This is a genomic window from Burkholderia sp. AU16741 (assembly GCF_002223345.1).
In the GTDB taxonomy this organism is placed as follows: Bacteria; Pseudomonadota; Gammaproteobacteria; order Burkholderiales; family Burkholderiaceae; genus Burkholderia; species Burkholderia sola.
This window is the reverse complement of sequence record NZ_NKEZ01000002.1, coordinates 137,266-159,712: the sequence shown is the minus strand read 5'-3', so window position 1 is coordinate 159,712 and position 22,447 is coordinate 137,266. Positions and strand designations below refer to the sequence as shown.

The 22,447-nt window shown below is 67.9% G+C and carries 18 protein-coding genes; 8 read left to right on the top strand and 10 right to left on the bottom strand.

The window, feature by feature from the left end:
• The first annotated feature begins 54 nt into the window (after nucleotides 1-54).
• A complete protein-coding gene (locus CFB89_RS02080) occupies nucleotides 55-627 on the top strand; it encodes a DUF1415 domain-containing protein (RefSeq protein WP_089466547.1) in 573 nt (190 codons plus the stop codon).
• Nucleotides 628-675: 48 nt separating this feature from the next.
• On the opposite strand, the gene CFB89_RS02075 is transcribed toward CFB89_RS02080, so the two are convergent.
• The 5 genes from CFB89_RS02075 to CFB89_RS34735 form a co-directional block, all read right to left on the bottom strand.
• Nucleotides 676-1,566: an SAM-dependent methyltransferase gene (locus tag CFB89_RS02075; RefSeq protein WP_089466546.1), complete on the bottom strand. Its 891-nt coding sequence runs from the start codon at nucleotides 1,564-1,566 to the stop codon at nucleotides 676-678.
• Nucleotides 1,567-1,655: 89 nt separating this feature from the next.
• Nucleotides 1,656-2,789, bottom strand: a complete 1,134-nt coding sequence (locus CFB89_RS02070) for a class I SAM-dependent methyltransferase (protein WP_089466545.1) — start codon at nucleotides 2,787-2,789, stop codon at nucleotides 1,656-1,658.
• A gap of 135 nt (nucleotides 2,790-2,924) precedes the next feature.
• Entirely contained in the window at nucleotides 2,925-3,257 is a 333-nt protein-coding gene (locus CFB89_RS02065; protein ID WP_089466544.1) for a YegP family protein, read from the bottom strand.
• 151 nt (nucleotides 3,258-3,408) lie between these two features.
• Complete coding sequence (locus tag CFB89_RS02060) at nucleotides 3,409-3,903, bottom strand: LEA type 2 family protein (protein WP_089466543.1); 495 nt, start codon at nucleotides 3,901-3,903, stop codon at nucleotides 3,409-3,411.
• Nucleotides 3,904-4,336: 433 nt separating this feature from the next.
• Complete coding sequence (locus tag CFB89_RS34735; protein ID WP_179233362.1) at nucleotides 4,337-4,546, bottom strand: hypothetical protein; 210 nt, start codon at nucleotides 4,544-4,546, stop codon at nucleotides 4,337-4,339.
• 17 nt (nucleotides 4,547-4,563) lie between these two features.
• Between CFB89_RS34735 and CFB89_RS02050 the strand changes: the two genes are divergently transcribed.
• Entirely contained in the window at nucleotides 4,564-6,732 is a 2,169-nt protein-coding gene (locus CFB89_RS02050) for a M1 family metallopeptidase (protein ID WP_089466542.1), read from the top strand.
• Between the two features lie 122 nt (nucleotides 6,733-6,854).
• Here the strand turns inward: CFB89_RS02050 and CFB89_RS02045 are convergent, their stop codons facing one another.
• Complete coding sequence (locus CFB89_RS02045; RefSeq protein ID WP_089466541.1) at nucleotides 6,855-7,775, bottom strand: LysR family transcriptional regulator; 921 nt, start codon at nucleotides 7,773-7,775, stop codon at nucleotides 6,855-6,857.
• A gap of 161 nt (nucleotides 7,776-7,936) precedes the next feature.
• On the opposite strand from CFB89_RS02045, the gene CFB89_RS02040 reads away from it, so the two are divergent.
• Both CFB89_RS02040 and CFB89_RS02035 read left to right on the top strand, forming a co-directional pair.
• The gene (locus CFB89_RS02040; RefSeq protein WP_089466540.1) at nucleotides 7,937-8,914 is read left to right on the top strand and encodes a zinc-binding alcohol dehydrogenase family protein; all 978 of its coding nucleotides are present in this window, start codon (nucleotides 7,937-7,939) and stop codon (nucleotides 8,912-8,914) included.
• A gap of 23 nt (nucleotides 8,915-8,937) precedes the next feature.
• Entirely contained in the window at nucleotides 8,938-9,090 is a 153-nt protein-coding gene (locus CFB89_RS02035; RefSeq protein ID WP_080334215.1) for a DUF1427 family protein, read from the top strand.
• Between the two features lie 27 nt (nucleotides 9,091-9,117).
• Here CFB89_RS02035 and CFB89_RS02030 read toward each other — a convergent pair whose 3' ends face one another.
• Nucleotides 9,118-10,146, bottom strand: a complete 1,029-nt coding sequence (locus CFB89_RS02030) for a transporter (protein WP_089466539.1) — start codon at nucleotides 10,144-10,146, stop codon at nucleotides 9,118-9,120.
• Between the two features lie 213 nt (nucleotides 10,147-10,359).
• Entirely contained in the window at nucleotides 10,360-11,346 is a 987-nt protein-coding gene (locus tag CFB89_RS02025) for a phage tail protein (protein WP_089466538.1), read from the bottom strand.
• Nucleotides 11,347-11,467: 121 nt separating this feature from the next.
• Between CFB89_RS02025 and CFB89_RS02020 the strand changes: the two genes are divergently transcribed.
• The 4 genes from CFB89_RS02020 (at nucleotide 11,468) to CFB89_RS02005 (ending at nucleotide 18,500) form a co-directional block, all read left to right on the top strand.
• Nucleotides 11,468-12,313: a M15 family metallopeptidase gene (locus CFB89_RS02020; RefSeq protein WP_089466537.1), complete on the top strand. Its 846-nt coding sequence runs from the start codon at nucleotides 11,468-11,470 to the stop codon at nucleotides 12,311-12,313.
• A gap of 301 nt (nucleotides 12,314-12,614) precedes the next feature.
• Nucleotides 12,615-16,559, top strand: a complete 3,945-nt coding sequence (gene tssM, locus CFB89_RS02015) for a type VI secretion system membrane subunit TssM (protein ID WP_089466536.1) — start codon at nucleotides 12,615-12,617, stop codon at nucleotides 16,557-16,559.
• Entirely contained in the window at nucleotides 16,556-17,545 is a 990-nt protein-coding gene (gene tagF, locus CFB89_RS02010) for a type VI secretion system-associated protein TagF (protein WP_089466535.1), read from the top strand. The genes tssM and tagF overlap by 4 nt, the downstream gene beginning before the upstream one ends.
• Before the next feature lie 4 nt (nucleotides 17,546-17,549).
• Complete coding sequence (locus CFB89_RS02005) at nucleotides 17,550-18,500, top strand: OmpA family protein (RefSeq protein WP_089466534.1); 951 nt, start codon at nucleotides 17,550-17,552, stop codon at nucleotides 18,498-18,500.
• A gap of 108 nt (nucleotides 18,501-18,608) precedes the next feature.
• Here CFB89_RS02005 and tssA read toward each other — a convergent pair whose 3' ends face one another.
• Entirely contained in the window at nucleotides 18,609-19,730 is a 1,122-nt protein-coding gene (gene tssA, locus CFB89_RS02000; protein WP_089466533.1) for a type VI secretion system protein TssA, read from the bottom strand.
• A 43-nt stretch (nucleotides 19,731-19,773) separates the two neighbouring features.
• Nucleotides 19,774-22,443 (bottom strand): type VI secretion system ATPase TssH, encoded by a 2,670-nt coding sequence (gene tssH, locus CFB89_RS01995; protein WP_089466532.1) that lies wholly within the window; start codon nucleotides 22,441-22,443, stop codon nucleotides 19,774-19,776.
• Between the last annotated feature and the right edge of the window lie 4 nt (nucleotides 22,444-22,447).

The window sequence follows — 22,447 nt, the reverse complement described above, 5'->3', positions numbered from 1 at the left end:
GCTACAATGCGGCCCTTTTTGCCCTTTTTGCCCTTCCGCCCGACTGGTACCACGATGACCGACACCCGCCCCGACTCGCCCGACGACATCCTCGCCGCCACGCGGCACTGGCTCGCGCGCGCGGTAATCGGGTTGAACCTGTGCCCGTTCGCGAAAAGCGTCTATGTGAAGGAACAGGTGCGCTACGCGATCAGCGAAGCGACGACACTCGAAGACGCGCTCGCCGAACTCGAAACCGAGCTGCGCGCGCTCGACGCGGCGGACCCGCAGCAGCTCGATACGACGCTCGTGATCTACCCGCACGTGTTCGCCGATTTCGTCGACTACAACGATGCGCTGTTCTTCGCCGAGCGGCTCGTGCGGCAATTGCGGCTCGACGGCGTGCTGCAGATCGCGAGCTTCCATCCGCAATACCAGTTCGACGGCACCGAGCCCGACGACATCGAGAACTACACGAACCGCGCGCCGTACCCGATCCTGCACCTGCTGCGCGAGGACAGCATCGCGCGCGCGGTCGACGCGTTCCCGAACGCGTCCGCGATCTACGAAAAGAATCAGGAAACGCTGCGCCGCCTCGGCCACGAAGGCTGGCGCGAATGGATGCGCCGGCCGGGCGACGACGTGTGAGGCAACGTGCAACGCGCTGCGCAGGCGCCATGCCCGCGCGGCCGCCCGTCAGCCTTCGGCAGGCTCGACGGCGGCGTCGCCCGCCGCGGCGGCCTGCGTGACGAAGAAGCGCTCGTTCAGTTCGGCGAGCCCGAACATCGCGAGGATCTCGTTCAGCCGCTCGCCCGGCTTGCGGCGCGGCAGGTTCTTGTACTGCGCGATGATCAGCTCGTTCTTCATCGAATGCTCCCAGCCGACCAGCTCGGTCACGCTGACCTGGTAGCCGTGCGCCTCGAGCTGCAGGCAGCGCAGCACGTTGGTGATCTGGCTGCCGAATTCGCGCGTATGCAGCGGATGCCGCCACACCTCGGTCAGCGCATTCGCGAGCGACTTGCCCTTGTTCCTGCGCAGCACGCCCGCGACTTCCGCCTGGCAGCACGGCACCAGCACGATGTGCTGCGCGCGCTTCGCGAGCGCGAAGCGGATCGCGTCGTCGGTCGCCGTGTCGCATGCGTGCAGCGCGGTGACGACGTCGACCGTTTCGGGCAGTTGCGGCGACGTGATCGAATCGGCGACCGACAGGTTCAGGAACGACATGCCGCCGAACCCGAGCCGCGCGGCGAGCCCGGTCGAGCGCGTGACGAGATCCTCGCGCGTCTCGATGCCGTACACGTGCGACGCGAACGCCGGCGTGCCGTGCCCCGGCTGCTGCTTGAAGAACAGGTCGTACAGGATGAAGCCGAGATACGACTTGCCGGCGCCGTGATCGACGAGCGTCACGTGGCCCCTGTCGGCCTGCACGCCGGCGAGCAGCGGCTCGATGAACTGGAACAGGTGATAGACCTGCTTCAGCTTGCGGCGGCTGTCCTGGTTCAGCTTCCCGTCGCGGGTGAGGATGTGCAGTTCCTTCAGCAGCTCGACGGACTGCTCCGGGCGGATTTCGTGGGTCTTGTTCGACATCGTGAAGCGGCGCCGGGCCACGGTCGGTCGACCACGGCCCGGCGGCGGGAATTCGTGAGGAATGGCGGTAGTTTACCGAAAATACGCGGTCAGGCCCGCGCGCCGAGCCGCCACAGCGACGTGACCTCGGCGCGGCGCGCCGCATGCAGCGGATCGTCGGCATCCGTCGACTTCGGATGCGCGGGGCGGATGTCGTCGCGGCCGAGCACGACGAGGCCGGCTTCGTCGATCCACTGCAGCAAGGTGTCGCGCGGCCGCAGGCCGAGATGCTCGGCGAAATCCGACAGGATCAGCCAGCCCTCGCCGCCCGGCTCCAGATGCGCGGCCAGCCCCGCGAGGAAACCGCGCAGCATGCGGCTGTCCGGGTCGTAGACCGCGTATTCGATCGGCGCGCTCGGCCGGGCCGGCACCCACGGCGGGTTGCAGACCACGAGCGGCGCACGGCCGGAGGGAAACAGGTCGGCCTCGACGATCTCGACCTGGCCCGCATGGCCGAGCCGCGCGACGTTCTCGCGCGCACAGGCGAGCGCACGCGGATCCTGGTCGGTCGCGACGATGCGCTCGACGCCGCGCGACGCGAGCACCGCCGCCAGCACGCCGGTGCCCGTGCCGATATCGAATGCGAGCGACGTCGCCGGCAGCGACGCACGCGCGACGAGCTCGACGTATTCGCCGCGCACGGGCGAGAACACGCCGTAGTGCGGATGGATCGGCGCGCCGCCGAGCGCCGGGATCGGCACCCCCTTCTTGCGCCACTCGTGCGCACCGACGAGACCGAGCAATTCGCGCAGCGACACGACCGACGGCGCGCTGCCGGGGCCGTACGCTTCCTCGCAGGCGGCCCGCACGTCGGGCGCGCGGCGCAGCGGGATCGTGTAATCGGCGTCGAGCGGGATCAGCAGCATGCCGAGCGTGCGGGCGCGCTGCGATTGCGCGAGACGATGCAGGTTGAACGCCTCGACGCCGGCCGCGGCTTTCGCCTTCTTCGGCTTGCGTTCGACACGGCGCGCCATCGCCTGCAGAAGCTGGCGCGCATTCTGGAAATCGCCCTGCCAGACGAGCGCGGTACCCTCGCACGCGAGGCGGTAGGCCGCATCGGCGGCGAGGCGGTCGTCGGCGGGCACCGCGCGCTTCGGCGGTTGCACGCCGGCTTCGGAGCGCCAGCGCACGGCATGATCGACGCCGTCGGCGTCGGTCCAGTGGAAAAGGGGGAAATCGGTCACGCGAACTCGGTACGGTTGGCTTCAACGGCGGCGAGAATTCACCGCGCGGACCACACCATACCGCGCTTTGCCCGACCCGGCAAAACAGGCGCCGCGACGGTCGCCCGAAAGCATGCGTCGCGGCGCAACCGTCAATCAGCCGAGATCGAAGGTTTCCGCAACGGGCGCATCGCGCTTGACGGCCGCGATGCCGTTCTCGCGCCCTTGCACGCTCTTGTACGTCTCGCTCGTGCCGATGATCTGGTGGTTGGCGGCCTTCAGATTGAACATGGGCTCGCCGTTGTGGGCGAGCTTGCGCTCGTAGCGCGCGTCGAGCGGCGCGTTTTCCCGCACGGACGCGATCCCGTTTCGCGCGCCGCCTTTCTCCTCGTACCGCTCGCTCGCGAGGATGATCTCGCCGTTCGCCGACTTCAGGTGGAAGTAGTACTGGCCGTTCGTGGCCTTCATCAGCTCGAATTTTGCCGCCATGGATTGCCCCTGAAAAATGTCCGACCGCCGGACATCGGCCAGTGTAGGGGCGCCACGACAAAAATCGATATTTCGCCGAGATAAGCGTTGAAGACTGTCAAATGGTGAATTTTTAGAAACATTTGACCGACGTTGAATCCAACCGAGCGAGCTACCCGCCCCACCCCGGCAAGGCCGGCAGACGAAGCGTGCCCGCGTCCTTGAAGTGCACGGCGCCCAGCCCGCTGCCGGCGAGCCGGCCGCGCAGCGCATACGGCAGCTCGCCGTTCGCGGCCGCGCCGGGCAGGTTCCACGCCTGCCGCGCGGCCGCGAAGGCCGACACCGAAACCGGCACGTCGAGCACGGCCTCGCCGAACCGCGGCACGGTGCCCGCCCGGTCGCTGACGCCGCTCGCGAACGGCGTGCCGTTCAGGTCGAGCGCGACCGAGATGCCGTCGTAGTCGATCGGCGCATCGTTCGGATTCTGCACACGCAACTTCAGGCTGAAGCGCATCTCGAGGCCCTGCCCGACGAGCGGGTCGAGCCCGGCGACCGACACGCGCACCGGCTCGCGCGTGAGCGCCGCGCAACCGCCCAGCAGGAGCACGGTCGCGACCAGCGGCAGCACGGCGCGCAGCGGCGCGAGACGGGACAGGGCTCGCGGCATGGGAAGGTCTCCTCGCGGCAATCGGTGAACGGGACGCGTCGCTGCATTGTACCGGCCGTGCCTGTACCGGCCGTGCCGCCCATCACCGGATTTCGTAGTTTCGGCGGCTCCGCAAGATCGTTAATAGATTAAAACTACGGAATTTCCGGCCAAACGGAAAGCGCATTAATGACTTTCAGCATTCAATGAAGCGTCCGGAATTCAATAGATGCGCTTTCTAAATTTTTCGTTTCCTTTACCCAAAACCATCAAGTATATTTACGCATCCTTGGAGCAAGCCGACAAACCTTGATGCCGCATGACGGCGAATTTGCGGGACGGCGACACGCTGTCCATCCGTCCTGCGGCCTGGCCCGGCCAGCCCCGTAGGTCGTCGGTTCAAAGGGATCGCGCGCCCGCGCCGGGCGTGCGGCCCCGTGTCGTGCGCGCGAAATCAATTCAGTACAACACGCGCCCGGCCATTTTGAACCGGCCAGTTAAACGACATCCGGAAATCCAGAGGGGGCAGTAAACCATGATTACCTTCACGTAGTCGGCCGCCGTCTTTTTCGAATAATCCGTCATTGCCATTTTTTCGCCGTTGATTAAACGGCGAGGGGATTGCTTTTGCCGGCGTTTTCGCAGCACTGAACGATTCTTTCAACAATCGAGGTTTCAGTCATGTCGATTCATATTCGCAAGATGCGTTATCTGCCGCTCGTCGCCGCGCTGGCGCTCGCCGGATGCGGCGGCGACGACGGCGGTGCGGGCTCCGCTTCCGCGCTCAGCTCGGCCGGCGCGCCGCATACAAGCTCGTCGCCCGCCGTCACCGCGCCGCCGAGCGCATCGAACGTCGACAAGAGCGTCTCGCCTGTCGAATTGCCAGACACCGTGGTGCCCGTGAACTACCGGCTGTGGTTCCGCCCGAACGACGCGCTGAACGCGTTCGACGGCCGCGCCGACGTCGAAATCAAGGTGCTGAAGCCGGTCAACAACATCGTGATCGCCGGCCACCGGATCAAGTTCACCAACGGCCGCATCACGCTGCAGCCGGGCAACATCCAGCTGATCGCGACGCCGCAGGACAAGGGCGACTTCTATCAGTTGCGCCCCACCGCCGGCACGATCGCACCGGGCAATTATTCGCTGCACATGGAGTGGTCGGGCATCATCAACTTCAAGTCGTATGACGATCCGGCCACGCAGACGGGCGGCAGTTGCGGCGACGATCCGTATCCGGGCTGCTCGGCCGCCGAAGGCGTGTTCCGCGTCGACCTGAAGGGCACCGACGGCAAGACGAGCGGCGCGATCCTGACGCAGGGCGAAACCAACCTGTCGCGCCAGTGGTTCCCGGGCTGGGACGAGCCGGCGTTCCGCCCGACCTATGAAGTGACGGCCGAAGTGCCGCAGAACTGGCGCGTCGTGTCGAACGCGGCCGAGAAACCGTCGACCAACGTCGGCGGCGGCTACAAACTGGTGCAGTTCGAGAAGACCCCGCCGATGCCGTCGTACCTGCTGTTCTTCGGCGGCGGCCTGTTCGACACCTACGAGGACGATTTCACGAGCCCGCTGCCGGGCGGCAAGGGCGGCCTGCACCTGCGCGTGTTCACGCCGCCGGGCATGAGCGACTGGGCGAAGCCGGCGATGGACCGCACCAAGCAGGCGCTCGACTTCTACTACCGCTACACGGGCATCCCGCTGCCGCTGACGAAGTTCGACACGGTGGCCGCGAACGACGCGTTCAAGGAGCAGAAGGACCTGAACTTCGGCGGGATGGAGAACTGGGGGTCGATCCTCGAGTTCGCCGACGACATCCTGCCGCAGCCGGGCCAGCCGATGTCGCACTACGGCAACGAAGTGCTGACGCACGAAGTCGCGCACCAGTGGTTCGGCGATCTCGTGACGACCGACTGGTGGGACAACGTGTGGCTCAACGAATCGTTCGCGACGTTCTTCGAGACGAAGACGACGATCCAGTTCTTCCCCGACGAGTTCAGCTGGCTCGACCAGGTGAAGAACAAGTATCGCGTGATCAATCGCGACATCGGCCCGAACGCGTTCCCGGTCGCGCCGAACTTCAACGACTGGGCGTCGAACGACTTCGTGCTGAGCGCGAGCGCGTTCACGTACGACAAGGGCGGCCACGTGCTGAAGACGCTCGAGAACTATCTGGGCGAGCAGACCTTGCGCAAGGGGCTGCAGCAGTACCTGGTCGACTACTCGTTCGGCAACGGCACGCCGAAGCGCCTGTGGGATGCGCTGTCGAAGGAAAGCGGCCAGTCGGTCGGCCCGATCGGCGACAGCTACGTGCGTCAGACCGGCGTACCGCTGATCTCGCTCGACACGCAGTGCGACATGACGAAGAACCAGACGGTCGTCACGCTGAAACAGCAGCCGTTCCCGAACCAGAACGCGTATCCGGGCCTGCAGTGGACGGTGCCGATCACGCTCGCGTACGGCCAGGGTCTCGCGAAACGCACGACGCTCGCGCTGAAGGACACGCAGGCGCAGACGCGGATCGACGGCTGCACGGGCGTGGTCGCCGACCCGAGCGGTCTCGACTACTACGTCGTGAACTACAGCGACGCGGCCTGGAGCGGGCTGCTCACGCAGGTGAACAGCTCGACCGATCCGGTGCTGCTGGCGAACCTGAAGAGCGAAGCGGCGCTGCTGGTCGCGAACAACCTCGCGCCGGCTTCGCGCTCGACGTCGATCGGCTCGGTCGCTTCGCCGGCCGCGATGAAGCTGCGCCAGACGCCGACCTTCGGCGGCGTCGAACCGGTGACGAAGGAACGCCCGGCACGGCAATACCAGGGCCTCTTCAAGCCGCGCAAGGTACTGACGCAGTAACGGTGCGGATCCGGCCGGCGCCGCGCGACCCGCGGTGCCGGCCGGCGTACCGGTTTCTCCGACCTGTTGACGGGCCTCGCACGCGAGGCCCTTTTTTCATGCGGCGCGGCGTTCGCCGGCCGTCACGCCCACGCGGCATCCCACGCCGGCTGCGCGAACCACGTGGCGAGGAACGCGACGAGCCGCGACGTGCGCGCACTGCCGCGCGGCTGCTGGCGCAGCACGTGAATCGTCGCCGGCTCGGGCGCCGCCGCGTACTGCGGCAGCAGCGCGCGCAATCGTCCGTCGCGCAGCGCGTCCGCCACGAGCCAGGTCGGCAGGTGCGCGAGCCCGAGCCCGTCGATCGCCGCCTCGAGCAACGCTTCCGAATGATTACTGCGAAACCGCGGCTGCGCCGGCGCGTGGCGGCGCTCGCCGAAGCGCCATGCGCCGGGCGGCGGTGCGCCATGCCATGCGAGACAGTCATGGCCGGCGAGCGCGTCGGGCGATGCGGGTTCGCCGCGCCGGGCGAGGTAGGCCGCGCTCGCGCACAGCACGCGCCGCTGCGGCGCCAGCACCGTCGCGACCAAACGCGTGTCCTCGAGCGGGCCGATGCGCACCGCGAGATCGACGTCGGAGCCGAGCCGCGCACCCTGCAGGTCGACCATGCTGTCGGTCAGCACTAGGTCGACCTGCAGCGCCGGATGGCGCTGCATGAACGCGGCCAGCGCGGCCATCAGGTGCCGCCGGCCGAAAGGCGCCGGACAGTCGATGCGCAGCAGCCCGCCCGGTTCGTCGTGCTGACTGTGCAGGTCTTCCTGCAATCCGCGCAGTTCGGCCAGCATGCGTGTCGCGCGCCCGTACAGCAGCTGCCCGGCCTCGGTCGGCCGCAGCGCGTGCGTGGTGCGATGCAGGAGGCGGATGCCGAGCTGCGTCTCGAGCCGGTCGATGCGCCGCGTGACCGACGACGCGGCGACGCCGAGCCGGCGCGCGGCCGCCGAGAAGCTCTGTTGGTCGACCACGTCGACGAACAGCGCGAGGTGCGGGGAAAGGAAGTCGTCCATTCGTGAGCCTGCGGATTTGGCTATGCGGAATACGCAAAACAATCATCCGCCTTTGCACGTTTCCGCGTCAAATCGGGCCCGCTAGACTGCATTCACCGGTTTCATCCGCCGCACGCGCCGGCCCGCCGGGCCGGGCGGCCGCCATCTTCACGGAGATCATCATGCGCAGCATCCGCTTCGACACCCCCGCCGCCGACATCGAGTCGCTCGACGCGCTAGTCCGGGACATCGCCCCGCCCGTACCGGCCGACGGCCAGATGCTGATCGAGGTGCGCGCGGCCGGCGTGAACCCGAGCGACGTGAAGGCCGCGCTCGGCCGCATGCCGCATGCGGTGTGGCCGCGCACGCCCGGGCGCGACTGGGCCGGCATCGTGCGCAGCGGCCCCGATAATTGGGTTGGCGCGCCGGTGTGGGGCTCGGGCGGCGATCTCGGCGTCGGGCGCGACGGGTCGCATGCGGAGTGGCTCGTGCTGGACGCCGCGCACGTGCGCCGCAAGCCGGGCGTGCTGACGCTCGACGAGGCGGCCGGCGTGGGCGTGCCGTTCGTCACCGCGTACGAAGGCCTGCGCCGGGCCGGCATGCCGACGGCCGACGACGTCGTGCTCGTGTTCGGCGCGAACGGCAAGGTCGGCCAGGCCGCGATCCAGCTCGCCAGCGCGCGCGGCGCGACCGTGATCGGCGTCGAGCGCGGGCCCGGCGGCTATCGCGGCCACGCGTCGGGCGACGTCCATATGATCGACGCGTCGAGCCGCACGGTGGCCGACGCGGTGCGCGAGTTGACCGGCGGCCGCGGCGCGGACGTGGTCTACAACACGGTCGGCAGCCCGTATTTCGAAGCGGCGAACGCGTCGATGGCGATCGGCGCGCGGCAGATCTTCATCTCGACGATCGAGCGCAGCGTGCCGTTCGACATCTTCTCGTTCTATCGCGGCCAGCATACGTTCGTGGGCATCGATTCGCTGCAGCTCGGCGCGGCCGCGGTCGCGCAGATCCTCGACACGCTCGCGCCCGGCTTCGGCAACGGCACGCTGCGCCCGTTCCCGATCGGCGACGACTACGTGTACCCGCTCGAGCGTGCGCACGACGCGTATCGCGCGGTGCTGGCCGGCGCGCGCGAGCGCGTCATCCTCAAACCCTGACACCGGACCTACGGGAGACCGCCATGATGGATTACGTGACCTCGCTCGCGGTGGGCATCGGCGTCGGCGTGTTGTACGCGCTGCTGCACGTGCGTTCGCCGGCCCCGCCGCTCGTCGCGCTCGTCGGCCTGCTCGGGATGGTGATCGGCGAACGCGCGATCGCGCTGCTGCGTTGATGCGTTGATGCGTCGCCCGATGCCGCGCTAGCGATCGTCGCGGCGCCGGAACGCCCACCACGCGGCCAGCGCGGTGAAGCCGGCAACGAGCAGCACCATCAGCCAGAAGCCGTGCTTGTTCTCCGAGAACGGCACGCCGCCCACGTTCATCCCGAAGAAGCCCGCGACGATGTTGATCGGCAGCGCGATCACGGTGACGAGCGTCAGCGTGAACAGCGTCCGGTTGTTCTGCTCGTCGAGGCGCGAACCGATCTCTTCCTGCAGCAGCTTGATCCGCTCGTTGAGCCCCGCCAGATCGGCGAGCACCAGCGAGAATTCCTCGGTCGACTCGCGCAGTTCCTGCACGTCCTCCGTATGCAGCCACGCGGGCGGCTTCGCGAGCAGCCGGAAGATCGAGCCGGGCTCCGGCGCGAGCATGCGCTGCAGCCGCGTCAGCGTGCGTCGCATCGCGCCGAGCTCGATCCGGCTCGACGTGAGCCGCTGCGACAGGAAGCGATCCTCGATGCGGTCGACGTCGATGCTCGTGCGCCGCATGATCTGGATCAGCAGGTCGGCCTGATCGCGCAGCAGATGCACGAGCAGCTCCGCGGGCGAGCGGAACGGCTCGCCGTCGCGCACGCATGCGCGCAGCGTGTCGACCGAGCGCAACGGCTTGAGCCGCGCGGTCACCATGATGCGCCGCTCGACGTGGACGAACAGCGTCGCGATCTCCGACGGCGTGAGCTCGAGATTGAACATCACGTCGTTGACGACCGCGCGCAACGCGCCGTCCTCCTGCTCGATGCGCGTCGAGCGCGAGCCTTCGTGCAGGAATTCGAAGAAGCTGTCGGGCAAGCCGAGATGCGTGCGCATCCAGCGCTCGCTCGCGCCGTGCGCGAGATTGAAATGCAGCCACACGAAATCGCCCGATGCGGCCGCGCCGTGCTCGCGGCACGTGCGCAGCCACGCGGCGGCCGCGTCGGCATCGAGCAGCGCGCCGGCGCCGCCCGGAACGAAGCGGAATCCGCACACCATGCCGGACGTATCGGCGCCGTAAGTCTGTACGATCAGGTCCATCGTGTCGAAGGGGGTGCGGCGCGCGGCGCGCCGCACGTCGCGGGTCGCGGGCCCGCGCCGGGAAAAGAAAGGAAACGTATGCCCGACGGGCGTGACGCGTTCGTGACAGAGTCACGCGGCATCATACCGGCAGCTTCTCCGTGCCGTCGAAAACAACGCGCCGCCCAATGGGCGGCGCGGACAGGGAAACCCTCGTGGCGTGCGCGACAGGCGTTACTGCCGCGTCTCCGACTGCGCGGCGCTCGGGCACGCGGGGTCCTTGCCCCAGTGGCCGTCGCACACGCGCCAGCGGCACAGCTGATCCTCGAAGAAACCGCGCTCCGAACACGCCTTCACGCGCGACGCCAGCGAGCCGCCGGTCGCCGCCGTCTTGGTCGGCACCGCCTGCGCCTTCTGGGCGGCGAGTTTCTTGTCGGCCGGCTTCGTGCGCGCGACGAGCGCCGCAAGCAGATCGGCATCCGGATCGTCCTTCTCACCCGCCTTCGCGGTTCGGGTCGGCGTCGCTTCGCGGCGCTTCTTCGCCTGTGCGAGTTCGGCCTGCTGTTCCTTGCGATGCTTGCGGGCCTCGGCCTTCGTGTCGGCCTTCGCCTCGGTTTTCGTGTCGGTCTTGCCGTGGGCCGCGACCTTCGTGCTCTTCGACGCGTCGGCCTTCGCCGTCCTGGTCGTCGCCGCTGCCGCGGCAGCCGCCGTTGCGGCGACACCGGCCGTGGCCGCCGCGCCCGAACCGTCGTCGGCGCCGTTGGCGAGCGCGCGCGACAGGCGGCTGTTGTCCGCGCCGGAAGCGGATGCGCCCGACGCCGATGCGGATGCAACGGTCTGGGACGCCGAATCGTCATTCACGATCGTGGCCGGTTGCACGGCCGATGCGGCGGACGCACCGCTCTGCGCGACCTGCTCGGCGGCGCCGCTGGCCGGTGCGGCCTTGGCCGCTGGTGCCGTCGCGGCCGCGATCGCGGCAGGCTGCTCGCCCGACGACTGTTGCATGCGCCACGCGCCCCAGCCGCCGACGGCCACGACCAACGCCACGACGGCGGCGATCGGCGCCTTCAGCGAACGGCGCGGCGGCTCGGCGGGTGGCGTGACACGCCCTTCCAGATCCGCGAGAATGCGCGACTGCCGTGGTCCTCCCTCGCCTGCCGGTTTAGTATCTGACAGCAGGCTGGGCGGAGTTTTCGAATTTGAATTTTCCGGCGCACTCATTCAGCGTCTCATTGAATCCTGGTTTAATTCACCGCGATAATATAGCCCGGCTTCTCGAAGCAGCCTGATTCTAAGAGCAAGCATTGCAAAACACAATCAATTCCAATTTCCGGGGATTTCGTTGATTGCCGTCGCACTCGTCGCCTATTTCGCCCTTGCCGTCGCCATCGCGGCACTGTTGCTTTTACCGGGTATCCGCGCGACCGTTTTCGAATCGGTCGCCCAGTTTCATGGCCGCCTGACGCGCCGGGCGAACGATCGCGCCGCCCGCGCGCGCAGTCAGATTGTTAAATCGGCAAGCGTGACGCGCGGCGCATTTAGTGACGTGCAAAATTTACTGGTTCGGCGGCGCTTGATGATTATGGTGTCGGCAGGTATTCTTGCGACGCCGCCATTGGTGGCCATTGCGTTACGCGGTCGGCAATTATTTCAGTACGACGACACGGCGCGCGTGCCCGACGAGAAGATCGCCGCGCTGTTGCAGGGCGAACAGCTCGTACCGCCGCCGCCGTTGCCGCCGGAAGTCTTTGCCACGAAGGAAGTCGAGCAGGTCCGCCCGGCGCTGAAGGACGCAAGCCGCGACTGGAACCTGCTGGACCCGGATTTCCGGACGCGTTTGCTGCTGGTCTACAAGATCATGCACGAACAATATGGTTATGAAATGGCGCTGCTGGAAGGCTACCGGAGCCCGGAACGACAGAACCGGCTCGCGCAGATGGGCACGAACGTGACCAATGCGGCGGCCTTCCAGAGTTATCACCAGTTCGGGCTGGCGGCCGACAACGCGTTCCTGCGCGACGGCAAGCTGGTCATTTCCGAGAAAGATCCGTGGGCGATGCGCGGCTACCAGTTGTACGGCCAGGTCGCCGAGCAAGTCGGCCTGACCTGGGGCGGCCGATGGAAAATGATGGATCTCGGGCACGTGGAATACCATAAACCCGGTTTTAAACTGGGACGCGGCAGCTAGTCAGGGCTGCCGGACAAGAAATAATGAGGGCGGCATGGGGCTTTTTAATCACCCGGCAGGAAACGATTTGGGCGGCGCAAACAATCGGGCATTCCGGTGCGCGATTTTTTCCGGCCGCCGCTTCCGTTTTAAATCTCACAGCGTCCTTTCGTTAATGCGCGCGCCTTCTCCGATGCCGCGAGCGCGTTGATGCCGGCCTCCTTCATCCCGTTTGACAGCATGGCGACACATCGCGGCGCCACCCTTGCCGCTCGACGCGCCTGCGTCGCCTCATCGAATCGCACCGGAACCTGAACGTCCTATGCAACGCATCCTCAACGTGCTGACTCATCCGCGTACGCTCTCGATCGTCGGGATCGTCGCGCTAGCGGCCATTCTGTTCATCGTCGCCGACATGCTGCAGTTGCCGCTCCTGTGGGCGGCCATCGCGTTCGCGGCGGTCCTCGCGCTATGGCTCGTCGTCGCGCTGTGGCGCCGCTGGCGCGTGAAGCGCGCGAACCAGCAGCTCGGCCAGGTGCTGGAAGAGCAGGCGGAAACCGGCAAGATCGCCGCACCGGCCGCCGCCGCGCTCGCGCCGGACGCGAAGACGGCCGACCTCGACGTGCTGCGCACGCGCCTGTCGGACGCGGTGAAGACGATCAAGACGTCGAAGATCGGCCAGGTGTCGGGCGGCTCCGCGCTGTACGAACTGCCGTGGTACATCGTGATCGGCAACCCGGCCGCGGGCAAGAGCAGCGCCGTGCTCAATTCCGGCCTGCAATTCCCGTTCGCGGACAAGAACAGCGCCGTGATCCACGGCATCGGCGGCACGCGTAACTGCGACTGGTTCTTCACGACCGAAGGGATCCTGCTCGACACGGCCGGCCGCTATTCGGTGCACGAGGAAGACCGCAGCGAGTGGCTCGGCTTCCTCGGCCTGCTCAAGCGCTACCGCCCGAAGGCGCCGATCAACGGCATCATCGTCACGGCCAGCATCGCCGAACTCACCGGCAACCGCCCCGAATTCGCGATCAACCTCGCGAAGAACCTCCGTCAGCGCGTTCAGGAGCTGACGGAAAAGCTCGAAGTGTTCGCGCCGGTCTACGTGATGTTCACCAAGGCCGACCTGATCACCGGCTTCACCGAATTCTTCAGCAGCAGCGACAAGCACGAGTACGACCGCGTGTGGGGCGCCACCCTGCCCTACGAGCCCGACGACAAGCGCGACGTGGTCGCGCAGTTCGACACGCACTTCGAGGAACTCTACGAAGGGCTGAAGGAAATCAGCGTCGCGCAGCTGTCGCTGTCGCGCGGCAATCAGCTGTCGCCGGGCCAGCTCAGCTTCCCGCTCGAATTCTCGACGATCAAGCCGTCGCTGCGCGCGTTCCTCGCGACGCTGTTCGAGAACAACCCGTTCCAGTACAAGCCGATCTTCCGCGGCTTCTACTTCACCAGCGCGCTGCAGGAAGGCGAAACCAACAGCGCGGCCGCGCAGCGCATCGCGCAACGCTTCGGCCTCGACGGGAGCGCGCTGCCGAAACCGCACAGCGCGTTCTCGAAGAACGGCTTCTTCCTGCGCGACCTGTTCTCGAAGGTGATCTTCGCCGACCGCCAGACGGTGCGCCAGTTCGCGAGCCCGACCAAGACGCGGCTGCGCTACGCGACCTTCTTCGGCTTCGTCGCGGCGCTCGCGCTCGCGCTGGGCGGCTGGACCTGGTCGACGATCGGCAACCAGCAGCTCGTGTCGAACGTGCAGGCCGACCTCGACAACGTCACGCGCCTGCAGCAGGGCCGCAACGACCTGCAGTCGCGCCTGCAGGCGATGGACATCCTGGAAGACCGGATCGAGCAGCTCGAACAGTTCCGCCGCGACAAGCCGCTGTCGGTATCGCTCGGCCTGTACCAGGGCGACCGTCTCGAGCAGCACCTGCTGACCGAGTACTACAACGGCGTGCGCCAGATCCTGCTGGCCCCCGTGTCGCAGAACCTCGCGTCGTTCATGAAGGACGTGAACGCGCACCCCGAGCAGCTGGTGCCGATGACGCGCCCGCCGGAATCGGGCGCCGTGCAGGGCGGCACGCTGCCGGTGTCGACGAACGCGGCGGGCGCTGCCCCGCAGGCCGGCGCCGCGCTGGCCGCGTCGGGCGCCGCGTCGGCCGCCGCCCCGCCGCAGCCCGCCGCGCCGCAGGGCGGCCTCTACAGCGACGCGTCGCCGACCAACGTGCAGGACGCGTACAACGCGCTGAAGACCTACCTGATGCTGTCCGACAAGCGTCACGTCGAACAGGCGCACCTGACCGACCAGCTCGCCCGCTTCTGGCGCGGCTGGCTCGAGACGAATCGCGGCAACATGCCGCGCGACGAGATGATCCGCAGCGCCGAGCGCATGATCTCGTTCTACCTGTCGCGCGTGAACGACGACGACTGGCCGATGATCGACGCGAACCTCGCGCTCGTCGACCAGACCCGCGAGAACCTGCGCCGCGTGGTGCGCGGCATGCCGGCCCGCCAGCGCGTGTACGAGGAAATCAAGGCCCGTGCGTCGACCCGCTTCGCGCCGATGACCATCGCGCGCATCGTCGGCGACGGCAACCAGGGGCTCGTGGCAGGCAGCTACGCGATTCCGGGCACGTTCACGCGCGAAGCGTGGTTCGACTACGTGCAGCCGGCGATCCGCGATGCGGCGACCAAGGAGCTGCAGGCGAAGGACTGGGTGCTCAACACGTCGACGCAGGACGACCTGACGCTCGAGGGCAGCCCCGAGCAGATCCAGAAGACGCTCGTCGGCATGTACAAGACCGAGTACGCGCAGCACTGGCAGAAGTTCATGCAGGGCATCGCGGTGCAAGGCTTCACGAGCTTCGGCCAGGCCGTCGACGGGATGAACCGCTTGGGCGACCCGCAGGATTCGCCGATCCGCAAGATCCTCGAGACCGCGTACGACCAGACGTCGTGGGACAACCCGTCGCTCGCGAACGTGACGATCAAGAAGGCGCAGACGGGCGTCGTGAACTGGGTCAAGCAACTGTTCACGCGCTCGCAGGCCGGCCAGATGGCGGCGGCCAACATCGACATCAACGGCAATCCGGCCGAGGTGCCGATGGGTCCGATCGGCCAGGAGTTCGTCGGGCTCGCGCGGATCGTCGCGACGCATGACGGCACGTCGATGCTGAAGAGCTACATGGAATCGCTGTCGAAGGTCCGCACGCGCTTCAACGTGATCAAGAACCAGGGCGACCCGGGGCCGGGCGCGCGCCAGCTGATGCAGCAGACGCTCGACGGCAACGGTTCGGAACTCGCGGATTCGCTGAAGCTCGTCGACGAGCAGATGCTGACGGGCCTGACCGATTCGCAACGCAAGTCGCTGCGCCCGCTGCTGGTGCGGCCGCTGATGCAGGCGTTCGCGGTCGTGATCCAGCCGGCCAGCGCCGAAGTCAACAAGGTGTGGAACGCGCAGGTCTACCAGCCGTTCCAGAACTCGCTCGCGACCAAGTACCCGTTCGCCGCGAACGCGAAGGTCGAGGCCGGCGCCGGCGAGATCGCGCAGGTGTTCGGCCCGGACGGCTCGATCGCGAAGTTCGTCGGCACGACGCTCGGGCCGCTCGCGGTGCGCCGCGGCGACACGCTCGCCGCCCGCACGTGGGGCGACATGGGCATCGGGCTCACGCCGGACTTCACGAACGGCTTCGCACGCTGGGTCGCGCCGCTCGCGGGCGGCGCCGCCGGCAGCGCGGCCGCGTCGTCCGAGCCGCAGACCGTGTTCCAGATCCTGCCGCAACCGAGCACGGGCACGACGGAATACACGATCGCGATCGACGGCCAGCAACTGCGCTACCGCAACACGCCGCCGCAGTGGACCAACTTCGTGTGGCCGAACCCGCAGGGCTCGCCGGGCGCGACGCTGTCCGCGACGACCTTCGACGGCCGCACGGTGCAGCTCGTCAACGAGCCGGGCCGCTACGGTCTCGAGAAGTTGATCAACTCGGCGCAGCGCAAGCGCCGTCCGGACGGCACCTTCGACCTGACGTGGGCACAGGGCAGCGTGAGCGTGTCGGTGACGATGCGCATCATCAGCACGTCGCAACCGTCGGCCGGTGGCGGCGACCAGCCGCAGCAGCAAAGCCTGCGCGGCCTGCAACTGCCGTCATCGGTCGCCGACGCGAGCGCGGGCGCCGCGCAGAACGCGACGCAAGCCGGCACCGGCACGCCGGGCGCCGCGCCGGCCGTCGCGGCCGCCAACGCAACGAATGCACAGAGGGCGCAATGACGCAAACCGTACAGGCGCAAATCGCCTACTTCGGCAAGATTCCGTCGCGCGGCGACTTCGTGAAAAGCGCGCACAATCCGCAGCTGCTGCAGACGCTCGATCGCTGGATCGCGCAGGCGCTCGAACTGCTCGCGGAAGATCCGCGCTGGAAGATCGTCTACGAGGACGCGAAGCCGATGCATTTCGCGTTCCTCGGTTCGCGCAGCAAGCTCGCGATCGCGGGCCACATGGTCGCGAGCCACGACGTGTCGATGCGCCGCTTCCCGTTCCTCGGCGCCACCGCGCTGGAAGTCGACCGGCCGCTCGCCTTCCTCGCGCGCAGCCCGCTCGCGTTCGCGCGGCTGTGGTCGCGGGTCGCCGCGCAGATCCCGCCGCTGCTCGGCAAGGACGAGCCGCCCGGCGCGCTGCAGGCGCTCGGCGACACGCAGGTGCCGATCGACGTCGGCGGCCCCGGCACGTCGCATGACGGCACCTTCAACGATTTCGTCGAACACCAGTCGCTGCACGGCCTGCAGGAGATGCTGCTCGAAAGCGGTCATCCGGTGCGGCTGCGCGGCGCGATGCTCGCGCTCGGCTCGCTGCTGCGGCCGGTGATGCAGAGCGGCTCGTCGCACATCGAACGCGGCCTCACGCTGCCGCTGCCGGTGGATCCGTTCTACCGCAGCCTCGTCGCGGCGTTCTGGCTCGAGCTGATCGCGCCGTTCGTCGCGCAGGCCGACTTCGAGCTCGCGATCTTCATCGGCACGATCGCCGAACGCGAACGGCTCGTCATCGGCTTCAACGGCGCGTCGGCGAAGACGCTGCTGAGCGTCGTCGACCCGCAGACTTACGCCGCCCACAACATCGACATCGACGATCCCGAGTGGATCGACGCCCATGCGCAAAACGATCACCAGATCAGCAAGCTCCTCAGCTACCTCGACCAACCGCAACTCTCGCTGCGCTTCGCCATCGATGCGTTCCGCGAAGCGTTCATCGGAGGCTGACGGCATGCATCGCACGATTCAGGTCCGGCGCACGCGCTTGTCGTCCGCCGTCTCGCCCGCCCTCGCCGTGCTGTTCGCAGCCGGCCTCGTCGCGAGCGGCGCAGCCTTCGCGCAGAACACGGGCGCGACCGTCACGCCGGTCGGCAACGGTACGGTCGCGACGACCGCGCTGCCGCAGGCGAACCCGAGCGCCGGCGGCGCGTCGGGCACGATGGTGCACGGCACCGCCGGCACGATCGCGCCGCCGCCCGCGAACGCCACGCCCGGCCAGGTGGTGGTCGGCGGCAAGGTGCCCGACGAGGCGACCAAGGCCGCGGTGCTGCAGAAGCTGCGCGACACCTACGGCGCGACCAACGTCGTCGACCAGATCGAGGTGGGCGACGTCGCGACGCCGCCGAACTGGAGCGCGAACGTGCAGAAGCTGCTCGGCGCGCAGCTCAAGCAGATCAGCAAGGGCCAGTTGAAGATCAACGGCACGCAGATCGAGATGAAGGGCGAAGTGCACAACGAGGCGCAGCGCCAGCAGCTCGCGAGCGACATGGCGAACACGCTGAACCCGACGTATACGATCAAGAACGGGCTGCGCGTGTCGGCGTCCGAACAGGGCGTGCTCGACCAGACGCTCGCGAACCGGACGATCGAGTTCGAGACCGGCAGCGCGACGCTGACGCCGCAGGGCAAGCAGATCCTCGACCAGATGGCGGTCGCGCTCGCGAAGATGCAGAACCGCACGGTCGACATCATCGGCCACACCGACAACTCGGGGAACCGGACGTCGAACATCGCGCTGAGCCAGGCGCGCGCGGATGCGGTGAAGGGTTATCTGATCACGAAGAACATTCCGCCGCAGCAGATGACGACGACGGGGGTCGGGCCAGATCAGCCGATCGCGCCGAACGACACGGCGGATGGCAGGGCGAGGAACCGGCGGATCGAGTTCCGGGTGGGGCAGTAACGGGTGTAACGGGTGTAATGGGAAATCGGCCGGCCGCTCGCTCAACGGCGACGCGGCGCGGCACGGTACACGACGGGCGGCGGCAGCGATGCGCCGCCCGTCTTGCGTTTACGCCTGCTCGTCGGGCCGCACGCCCAGCAGCTCGCGAATGTGCGACAGCGAGCCGTCGTCCTTCACGACGCTCTCGAGCCACTTGTGCAGCGGCATGTCTGCCCATTCGGCCGCCTTGTCGGCGAGGTACGCGACCGGGCTGTGCGGCTCGGTCTGACGGAAATAGCGCGCCACGGCACGCAACTGGTCGACGGCCTGCGCGCGGTTCTGGATGCCGGCGATCATCTGCGTCACCGGCGGACGCGAAGCGGTCTGCTGCTGCACGTGAGTCTCCTCGGTCTGGATCGGCTGGCCGAACACCGGCTCGATGCGTTCTGGCTGGGCCTGCGGCGCCGCCTGCGTGTGCGGCGCGCTGCCGGTATAGCCCTGTTCGCGCGCAAAGCGCTCGGCGAGCCGATAGACGGTCTCGAACGCGTCGCGCGCCTGCCGGAAGCTCGGCGCCGAATCGCCCGCGCGCTCGACGAGCCGCTCCTCGAACGCATCGAGCGCGAATTCGAACGCCTTCAGGTTCGCCAGCAGCGCCGTGTAGAACGCGATCGACGTCACGCGCCGCGACGCATCGATCTGCTCGATCGACGGCTTGCCGCGCGCGATGTCGTCCGCGTGTTCGGGGTCGCGCTTGATCGACTGCGCGACGTGCTGCGCGACTTCCCAGTCGAGCGTGCTGAACGCATTCGATGCGCCGTCCGTCAGCGGCACCGCGCGCAGCAGCTCGGCCGTGCGGCCCGACAGCCACGCGACGTTGCCGAGCCGGTGCTCGACGTCGTCGTCCTCGGGCAGCGGGTGGAAGGTGTCCCAGAAGTCGCGGCACATCCCCTCGAGCAACGCATAGCCTTCGGTGAGGCCCGTGATGCCGTCCTCGAGCGCGAGCGCCTCGGTCAGCCATACGGCGAGCCGCAGGTCCTTCGTCCGCGTGCGCAGCAGCTCGCCCGCATGGTCGACGACGAAGCCCCAGTCGGCCTCCTTGATCTCGGTCACCCATTCGCCCTGGTCGAGCGTCGGGTCGTCGTAGCGCCGCGCGTCCTGGATCGCGTCGAATTCGTTCGAAAACAGCAGGTCGTCGCCGCTGGGCGACGCGTCGCTGATCGGCGTCAGCAGCTCGGGGAGATTGATCGGCATGGTTCAGTGAATCCGTTGATGCATGAGATGTCGCGCGCCGCGCTCATTCGACCGTGTACGCGAATTCGCCGGCCTCGTCCGCGCGCACCGCGATGCGCGCGATCGCCGCGCCGTCGGCGATCCGGCCGAGCACGTGGCCCGCGATCTCCGGCAGCAGCGTGCCGTTCAGGATGTGGTCGACGTTGCGGGCGCCCGAATCGACCTCGGTGCAGCGCGCGAGCACCGCGTCGACGAGCGACTCGTCCCACTCGAACGCAGCCTTGTGGTTCGCGTCGATCCGGCGGCGGATGCGCTCGAGCTTCAGCTCGATGATCTCGGCCAGCACGTCGTCGGAAATCGGATAGTACGGCACGACCTTCATCCGGCCGAGGAACGCCGGCTTGAAGGTCTTGTACAGCTGCGGACGCAGCGTCTCGGCGAGCGCGTCCGGATCGGGCAGTTCCTCGGCCGGCTTGTTCAGGCACGCCTGCATCACCGCGGCCGAGCCGACGTTCGACGTCAGGATGATCAGCGTGTTGCGGAAGTCGATCTCGCGCCCTTCCGCATCGTCCATCGTGCCCTTGTCGAACACCTGGAAGAACATCTCGAGCACGTCCGGGTGCGCCTTCTCGACCTCGTCGAGCAGCACGACGGAATACGGGTTGCGGCGCACGGCCTCGGTCAGCACGCCGCCTTCGCCGTAACCGACGTAGCCCGGCGGCGAGCCCTTCAGGCCCGACACGCTGTGCGCTTCCTGGTACTCGCTCATGTTGATCGTGACCATCTTGCGCTCGCCGCCGTACAGGATGTCGGCCAGCGCCAGCGCCGTCTCGGTCTTGCCGACGCCCGACGGCCCGACGAACATGAACACGCCGCGCGGCTTGTTCGGATCCTCGAGGTTCGCGGTCGCGGTGCGCACGCGCTGCGCGATCGCCTCCAGCGCGTGGTCCTGGCCGATCACGCGCGCGGTCAGCAGCGGCTGCAGGTTCAGCACGGTGTCGATCTCGTCCTTCACCATCCGGCCGAGCGGAATGCCCGTCCACGCGGCGACGATCTCGGCGACGACGTGGCCGTCGACCTGCAGCGGCACCATCGGCTCGCCGCCCTGCAGCGCGTGCAGCGCGGCGACGCGTTCGGCGAGCTTGTCGCGGGTGGCCTGCACGTCGACCGGCTGGCCGTCCTCCGACGGGCCGCGCGCGCGGTCGAGCGCGTCGCGCAGTTCGGTGATCTCGGCGACGATCACGCGCTCGGCTTCATAGCGTGCTTCGTCCTTCGCCAGTTGTTCGAGCGCCGTGTCGCGCGCGCCGCGCAGCTCGCCGAGCCGCTCGTCGTGCACCGCGCCGCCCGCCGCCTCGCGCTCCAGCGACGCGATTTCCGCATCGATGCGCTCGATGCGCTTCTTCGTATCGTCGATCGCCGCCGGCGTCGCGCTGTGCGCGAGCGCGACCTTCGCGCACGCGGTGTCGAGCACGCTGATCGCCTTGTCCGGCAACTGGCGGCCGCTGATGTAGCGGTGCGACAGGCGCACGGCCTCGGTGATCGCATCGTCGAGAATCCGCACGTTGAAGTGCTTCTCCATCAGGCCCGACATCCCGCGCAGCATCGCGGCGGCCAGCGGCTCGCTCGGCTCCTCGACCTTCACGACCTGGAAGCGCCGCGCGAGCGCCGCATCCTTCTCGAAGTACTTCTTGTATTCGCTCCACGTCGTCGCGGCGATCGTGCGCAGTTCGCCGCGCGCGAGCGCCGGCTTCAGCAGGTTCGCCGCGTCGTTCTGGCCGGCCTGGCCGCCGGCGCCGATGATCGTGTGCGCCTCGTCGATGAACAGGATGATCGGGTGCGCGCTCTTCTTCACCTCGTCGATCACGCTCTTCAGCCGGTTCTCGAATTCGCCCTTCACGCTCGCGCCGGCCTGCAGCAGCCCCATGTCGAGCACGTGCAACGCCACGCCGCGCAACGGCGGCGGCACGTCGTCGGCCGCGATCCGCAGCGCGAGCCCTTCGACGACCGCCGTTTTGCCGACGCCGGCCTCGCCGGTCATGATCGGGTTGTTCTGGCGGCGGCGCATCAGGATGTCGATCGCCTGGCGGATCTCCGCTTCGCGGCCGATCACCGGATCGATCTTGCCGTCGCGCGCGCGCTGCGTGAGGTTGGTCGTGTACGTGTCGAGCGCGGGCGTCTTCGACGGGCCGGCCGCGGATGCAAAGCCGTCGGCGGCCGGCGCGGCGTCGCTGCCCTCGTCGTCCGCCTGGCGCGGCTCGGCCTCGCTCGAGCCGGCCATGATTTCGTCGAACTTGTGCTTCAGGTCCGTCACGTTCATTTCCGCGAACCGCGACGACATCCGTTGCGCGAACTGCGCGAGATCCGGCGCGGTCAGCAGCGCGAGCAGCAGGTGCCCCGAACGGATGCGGCCGAGCTGCGAATCGAGCGACGCGATCAGCCACGCCTGCTCGAACAGCGCGATCAGATGCACGGAGAACACCGGCGTGCGCGTGTTGCCCGTCTTCAGGCGCGTGAGTTCGCGCTCGAGATCGGCATGCAGCGCATGCGGATCGACGCGGCTCGCGCGCAACGCGAGCGGCAGGTCGCCCGTCGCTTCGTCGAGCAACGCGAGGAACAGGTGCTCCAGATCGACCTCGTAATGGCCGCGCGCCAGGCACGCGCTCGCCGCCCGCTCGGTTGCGTGGCGGCACAGCGGGTTCAGTTTCGTGATCAGGGTCTTCAGGGGCGTGCTCATGGCG

Excerpts from the sequence above, each read along its gene's own strand:
- CFB89_RS02050 (WP_089466542.1), top strand. The coding sequence starts at position 4,564 with ATGTCGATTCATATTCGCAAGATGCGTTATCTGCCGCTCGTCGCCGCG.
- CFB89_RS02035 (WP_080334215.1), top strand. The coding sequence starts at position 8,938 with ATGATGGATTACGTGACCTCGCTCGCGGTGGGCATCGGCGTCGGCGTG.
- CFB89_RS02005 (WP_089466534.1), top strand. The coding sequence starts at position 17,550 with ATGCATCGCACGATTCAGGTCCGGCGCACGCGCTTGTCGTCCGCCGTC.
- tagF (WP_089466535.1), top strand. The coding sequence starts at position 16,556 with ATGACGCAAACCGTACAGGCGCAAATCGCCTACTTCGGCAAGATTCCG.
- CFB89_RS02060 (WP_089466543.1), bottom strand. The coding sequence starts at position 3,903 with ATGCCGCGAGCCCTGTCCCGTCTCGCGCCGCTGCGCGCCGTGCTGCCG.
- CFB89_RS02030 (WP_089466539.1), bottom strand. The coding sequence starts at position 10,146 with ATGGACCTGATCGTACAGACTTACGGCGCCGATACGTCCGGCATGGTG.
- tssH (WP_089466532.1), bottom strand. The coding sequence starts at position 22,443 with ATGAGCACGCCCCTGAAGACCCTGATCACGAAACTGAACCCGCTGTGC.
- CFB89_RS02080 (WP_089466547.1), top strand. The coding sequence starts at position 55 with ATGACCGACACCCGCCCCGACTCGCCCGACGACATCCTCGCCGCCACG.
- CFB89_RS02045 (WP_089466541.1), bottom strand. The coding sequence starts at position 7,775 with ATGGACGACTTCCTTTCCCCGCACCTCGCGCTGTTCGTCGACGTGGTC.
- CFB89_RS02040 (WP_089466540.1), top strand. The coding sequence starts at position 7,937 with ATGCGCAGCATCCGCTTCGACACCCCCGCCGCCGACATCGAGTCGCTC.
- tssM (WP_089466536.1), top strand. The coding sequence starts at position 12,615 with ATGCAACGCATCCTCAACGTGCTGACTCATCCGCGTACGCTCTCGATC.
- CFB89_RS02025 (WP_089466538.1), bottom strand. The coding sequence starts at position 11,346 with ATGAGTGCGCCGGAAAATTCAAATTCGAAAACTCCGCCCAGCCTGCTG.
- CFB89_RS02065 (WP_089466544.1), bottom strand. The coding sequence starts at position 3,257 with ATGGCGGCAAAATTCGAGCTGATGAAGGCCACGAACGGCCAGTACTAC.
- tssA (WP_089466533.1), bottom strand. The coding sequence starts at position 19,730 with ATGCCGATCAATCTCCCCGAGCTGCTGACGCCGATCAGCGACGCGTCG.
- CFB89_RS02075 (WP_089466546.1), bottom strand. The coding sequence starts at position 1,566 with ATGTCGAACAAGACCCACGAAATCCGCCCGGAGCAGTCCGTCGAGCTG.